3 protein-coding genes and 4 pseudogenes are annotated in these 5,418 nt (G+C 66.7%); 4 read left to right on the top strand and 3 right to left on the bottom strand.

Annotated elements, in window-relative coordinates; genetic code table 11:
* From GA0115254_RS47065 to GA0115254_RS40320, 3 genes and pseudogenes are all read left to right on the top strand, one after another.
* Positions 1-1,279: polymorphic toxin type 27 domain-containing protein (locus GA0115254_RS47065; RefSeq protein ID WP_256103036.1), on the top strand; the 1,279-nt coding region annotated here is incomplete at its 5' end.
* 19 nt (positions 1,280-1,298) lie between these two features.
* Complete coding sequence (locus GA0115254_RS40325) at positions 1,299-1,706, top strand: hypothetical protein (protein WP_093900231.1); 408 nt, start codon at positions 1,299-1,301, stop codon at positions 1,704-1,706.
* A gap of 270 nt (positions 1,707-1,976) precedes the next feature.
* Positions 1,977-3,077 (top strand): annotated as a pseudogene (locus GA0115254_RS40320) (helicase associated domain-containing protein); the annotation flags it as partial.
* Positions 3,078-3,187: 110 nt separating this feature from the next.
* Here the strand turns inward: GA0115254_RS40320 and GA0115254_RS40315 are convergent.
* Both GA0115254_RS40315 and GA0115254_RS47060 read right to left on the bottom strand, forming a co-directional pair.
* Positions 3,188-3,842: pseudogene (locus GA0115254_RS40315) on the bottom strand (glycoside hydrolase family 75 protein).
* A gap of 448 nt (positions 3,843-4,290) precedes the next feature.
* Positions 4,291-4,425, bottom strand: a pseudogene (locus GA0115254_RS47060) (IS701 family transposase); the annotation flags it as partial.
* 475 nt (positions 4,426-4,900) lie between these two features.
* On the opposite strand from GA0115254_RS47060, the gene GA0115254_RS40300 reads away from it, so the two are divergent.
* Entirely contained in the window at positions 4,901-5,200 is a 300-nt protein-coding gene (locus GA0115254_RS40300) for a transposase (protein ID WP_256103038.1), read from the top strand.
* Between the two features lie 11 nt (positions 5,201-5,211).
* Here GA0115254_RS40300 and GA0115254_RS45045 read toward each other — a convergent pair.
* Positions 5,212-5,418 (bottom strand): annotated as a pseudogene (locus tag GA0115254_RS45045) (ISAzo13 family transposase); the annotation flags it as partial.

Raw genomic sequence — 5,418 nt, 5'->3', positions numbered from 1 at the left:
CGCCGCCGCGACGGCGGCGGAGGAAGCCGCCAAGGACGCCCAGGCATTTGCCGAATCAGCACAAGAGGCAGCGACGCAGGCCGAGAACGCGGGGAACACCAAGCAGATCGAGACCGGGACGGTCCCGGACGACGCCGGCGGACTCATCGGTGGCGTGTTCTACGTCGTCGACCACATCGAGCAGGTCGGCGAACCGCAGATCCTGAAGAAGACCGAGGGCTGCGACGGCTGGTGGGACCAGCTCGCCTACGACGGCGACTGCACGATGACCCAGAAGATCGGATACAAGGCCGACCTCGACCTGTACATGTGCACGACGGAGGTGTGGGAGAACTCGTGCTTCTCCGGGGACACGCTCTACCTGGGCGAGCACAAGACGGACACGCAGTACACCGAGGTCACGCACACCATCACGATCGCGGAGTACCAGCAGGGCGTCGACCCCATCGACATCCTCTTCGGCAGCTGGATCCGATGCGCCCAGAAACTCACCCCCGGTGGTGAGAACGGAAGCTGGGGCGGTTGCGCCTGGGCCGTGGTGGATGTGGCGTCACTGTTCGCCGGCAAGATCATCCGCCCCATCGCGGACGCCGTCCGGGCGATGGACGCTGCCGCGAGGACCGGAATCGGATTCATCGACGCCTGGGCGGCCCTGCGTTCGCTCCGGTTGTCCGAGGTCGCCGTCGCGGGCATCGCCAGCAAGATCATGCAGGCGGTGTACGAGGCGTGCGAGACAGGCACTTCGAGGGCGTTGCCCACCGTCGGCGCTCGGGCGTTCGCCGCTCAGAGCTCGCCTCAGGAGTGCATAGAGAAGGTCCTCAAGGGCCTGGTGAAGGACGGAGACCACGTCGTCCTCGGCATCAACCCCTACGCGGACGACCTGGCGGAGGCCATCGGCGCCAAGACGTTCAACAACGATGCCTACGGCATGAACCTGCCCCGGGAGATGGGTCTGGGCGAGCGTCCGATCTGGACGGTCGGAGTCGAGAAGACGGTGTCCAACCCCAACGTGCGGCTGACGGTCTCACTGGACGGCGTCGCCGGCACCGCCAACGCCGACGACGCGCTCAAGCGTCTCTTGCAGCGGGGTGAGACGATCAACGGCAGCGACTGGGCGCTGATCAGGTCCAGCGGCTTCGGCACCGCGTGGGAGATGATAAAGCTGCGCACCGCGGTCAGGCTGGGCCAACGTAACTGGACGTCGATCGAGTGGCGCATGGGCGGCAAGGAAGTCTTCCCCGAGCGCTTCAAGCTGGCCAATGGGGAGCCGGTGCCGTGATCAAGAGAGGGCTTCGGGCATGACCGATTTCATCCGTACCGGGAGGCTGTTCCGAGTGGTCGGGTTCAACCCGTCCCACCGGCAGCTCTTCCTGCAGAGCGAAGCGACGCTGATCGACGGGACCTCGACCCACATTGAGGTGTATGTCGGCCACGTGAGGCTGATGCTCCTGCAGCCTTACTACCGCAACGGCCTGCACATCCGGCGTGCCAGCGCCCAGGAGTTCGCGGTGCTGGCGGAGCGGCACGGGCTGGAGCCCACCGATGCGGCCTACACCTGGATGCTGGACCCTGACGGCGACAGCTTCGTCGTCGGCAGCAACCCGAACTGGCGCGAAGCGGAGTACGCGCTGATGGGCGACCGGGAGTCGCTGTATGCCGGGCCCTGGCCGCCGGACTTCCCGGCGGATTCGGGGAACGTCTACTGACACCTCGGCGCTGCGGACATGAAAGGTGAGGGCGGCACCCGCATCGCGGGTGCCGCCCTCGGTTTGTCACTCATGGTCCGGCATCGAACGCGACTCGGCCCCGAAGCAGACGGTTCCGCTGATCAGCTGGCCTGCTGTCAGACGCCGGGCAGCCCGGCCGGAACGGCTGCTGTTCTCCTGCAGCGGGGCCGCGAGCCCCACGGGGACGCTGTCCGACTTGGGCGGGGCGGGGGCCGGGGGGAGCCGCCGGCCGGCCGCGAACGCCGGCGGGTGATGGGTTCCGGGGGCGTCAGTGGGCCTGCTGAAGCGCTGTTGAAGTTCTCCACGCCGCGCGACCCTGCCGCCCTTGCCGCGTTCATCAACCTGCGTGTCCTCAACCCCGAACACGAGCAGTGGCGTCGGGGTGTGGAGGCCGCCGTGATCTACACCCACGAGCACGGCGACCTGCGAGTGCCGTTCACGTACCGGGTCCCCGAAGGCGAAGGGGCGGAAGGGACCGGATGGCCGGCCTCGCTCGCCGATTTCCCGCTGGGGCAGTGGACCGCCGACGCTCGCCGCTTCTACGCCCGCGGAGACATGGGCGAGGACCGCGTCGCGCAGCTGGAGAAGCTCGGCATGGTCTGGTCCCACTTCGACGTCGCCTGGGAGGAAGGCCTGTCCGCCGCCCGTGGGTGGGCGGCCGAGCACGGCCGCCTCCTGGCCCCGCTGGACGCCGCCCACCAGGGCTACAAGGTCGGCATCTGGCTGAAGAACGCCCGCGCCGCCGCCCGGCGCGCCCAGGACCTCGAACAACGCAAAGCCGAAGGACTGCCGGTTCAGTCACGGTCCGGCGCCCTGTCGGAAGAACGGCGCGAGCAACTGGAGAACATCGCCCCCTCCTGGTGCCCCACCTGGCCAGTGGAATGGCAGAGGGCCTTCCACCTGACCCGGCAACACCTGGACGAAGGCGGGACGCTGCCCACCGAGGCCGGTGACGTCGTGCGCCAGGGCGAAGACCTCGGACGGTGGGTACGAGCGCAGCGGCTGGGCTGGGAAAAGCTGACGACGGTGCAGCAGCGGATGTGCGAACACATCCTGGGAATCACACCCACGACCGAGCACGAGAAGCCAAAGCCCCGTACGAGCCAGGCTGACAAGTGGGCGATGAACTACGGGGCCGCCAAGCAGTTCTACGAGCGCGAGGGACACCTTCAGGTCCCGAGGAAGCACGTCGAAAAAATCACCGTGAGCGGGAACGGAGGCGAGGACCAGGAACCGCGGGGCATCCGGCTGAAGCTCGGTGCCTGGGTCGAAAACCAGCGCTCCCGCGCCGCGACGCTCACCCCGGAACGGATCGAGCAGCTCTCCGCCATCGGGATGCGGTGGACGTAGCCGTACGGACGAGCAGCAGGGCCGGGCCTACCTGGACAAGTGATTGAGGGGTGCGCGAACCGTTCGCAGGCACCATGCTGGTGAGACTTGGCTCGTCCTACCCAGGAAGCTCACCCACCCTGGACGAACTGCTGCGCCAGTGAATCACCCAGCGAAACGGCCGCATCGTGGTCTTCGATGGGAGACACCTGCGTGTGCTTGAACAGGATGTACGTCACCCCGGAGTCGACCCCGCCTGTGCTCGGGTCCGGGTCGATGCCCAGGTCGTTCGCAGTCGCGTAGGACGCCTCACCGATGATGTTCTTGGGGCCGATGTCACCCACGACCGCGTATTCGACCGTGTCGTTGTAGATCACGGCGACCACACCGCCGCCCCTGATGCCGGAGCGAGCGAAGTTCCAGATCTTGCTGTGGCCGGGCACGACCACATACGGCAGCTGATCGGCGATCAGGGGATCGCCGTTGGACTGGTGGAAGGCCGTGTCGTTCTGGAACGCCGGGTCGGTGTCCGCGTTGCAGGCATCGGTGACCTGGCCGTCGCAGTCGACGTCCATGTCGGCCTTCCAGAACACCGCGGCACCGGCGTCGCACACGGGGACTGTGGCCGGAGCGTCCTTGTTTATCCTGTTACTTCCCGTGCGATATCTTGTGGCAGTGACTGACCTGAGCGAGCAGGTCGGACGCACTGACCGAACCCTCCTGGCGGGGTGTGTTCGCGGCCTTACTCGATGCCGCGGTGGAGCCGGAGGCCGGCAGAGCGGCCATCACCAGAAGAGCGGCGCTTGCGGCTGCGGCCAAGGGTGGTACTCGATGGGTGGGCACGATGGCGCCCCCTTGCTTCTGTTAGGAAAGTTCGCCACCTCGGTCGCGCGATATGAGCTGCGGCCAGTCTCTTCACCGTCGAGCTGTCAAGTCCCTTGCGGACGGCGGCCCTCGACGGAGGTCGGCAAGCGCAGATGCGACCTGTGGCCCCGGTGACCGCACCCGGCCGAACTACGAACGGCGGCCTCGTGTAGCTCCGGTTCGGCGGCCCGGCAGATGCACCGACCACCACCGGGCCGTACCCGAGCACCATGCCCCCAGTTGCCGAACCCGATCACTCCCACGCTCACACAACTGCGCGAGGCCCGCAACAGATCGAGGTGCCGACGACGTCACCCCTGCGCGACGCCACCCGCGCCATCCTCGCCGCCGTTTGGGACACCTGCAGCCGCTGCCCCTCGCAGTGGGCAAGTCCCAGGGCCTGCTTCATCTCCCGGTAGTCGTGCTCGATCCGCCAGCGGAGCTTGGGGAGCCGGACCAAGGTGGTCAGCACGGTGTCGGCGGGCAGGTCGGACAGGGCTAGATCGGGCGACTTGTAAGCACGGTGCCCGGGCCTCGGTCGGGAGCATCACTAATGACACTGGACCGGGAAACCGGTATCTAGACCGCAGCGCGATGCGCTGGGCGGGTTTGGTGGATTCACCTTCTGACACGACGCCCGTTATCTCTGCTCGCTGGCAGTGCTGCAGTTTTGGGGTCGGTAATTCGACCGTAACGAGTCGCAAGCAGTGTGTCCACTTATGGCCTAGTACCTCCAATCGGACTTCTAGTTCCGCTGGTCAACGGCCTGGCGGGGAGGGGTGTGGTGCGTAAGGAGGGCGGCCGGGCACCTGCCGGCAGCCGTTGACGGCAACAGGGGTGCACGCCGCCGCATACGGAGAGCTTCCGCGCACTTTGCAGGCCAGGGCTGGCCCCCGAGAACCAGCTCCGGGCCTTGACCCCTGATCTTGGACACACGAGACACTGGATCCTGAGGATCTGAGAACGGACATCTCGTGGTCATGAAGAACTACCCGCCGCAGTTCAAGGCGGACGCGGTCGCGCTGTATCAGTCGCGGCCCGAGGCGACGATCCGGCAGGTCGCTGCCGATCTGGGGATCAACCCCGAGACTCTGCGTAACTGGGTCCGGGCAGCTGGTGCGAGCCGGCCCCGGGGACGCCGGGTGGAGGTGCCGACCCAGCCGCCGACGCCGTTGGAAGCGGAGAATGCCGCCCTGCGGAAGAAGGTTCGCGAGCTGGAGGAGGAACGCGAGATCCTGCGCAAAGCGGCGAAGTATTTCGCCGGGGAGACGCGCTGGTGAGGAGCCGTCAATCAACTATTTCCTGATTTGATCTTGTTGTCGTGGTCGGTGATCACCTTTTGCAGAGCTTCGATTGTGCGTGGTGGATGCGTCTGTGGGGTGAGTGTGGGGGTGAGGTCGGTTCCTGCGAAGGCCAGCAGTGGCCTGCTCGTCATGGCGTGGTAGCTCAGCGTGTTGCGGTCGTGTCCGAGGATCTTGCCCATCAGGGTCAGGGTGAC

Origin of the sequence: Streptomyces sp. Ncost-T10-10d, assembly GCF_900091955.1 — a bacterium.
Lineage (GTDB): Bacteria > Actinomycetota > Actinomycetes > Streptomycetales > Streptomycetaceae > Streptomyces.
Note: the sequence above shows the minus strand (reverse complement) of the source record. Positions and strands in the feature narration are given on the sequence as shown.

What these genes read in the sequence shown, in the direction of transcription:
- GA0115254_RS40325 (WP_093900231.1), top strand. Translation starts at nt 1,299, where the DNA reads ATGACCGATTTCATCCGTACCGGGAGGCTGTTCCGAGTGGTCGGGTTC.
- GA0115254_RS40300 (WP_256103038.1), top strand. Translation starts at nt 4,901, where the DNA reads ATGAAGAACTACCCGCCGCAGTTCAAGGCGGACGCGGTCGCGCTGTAT.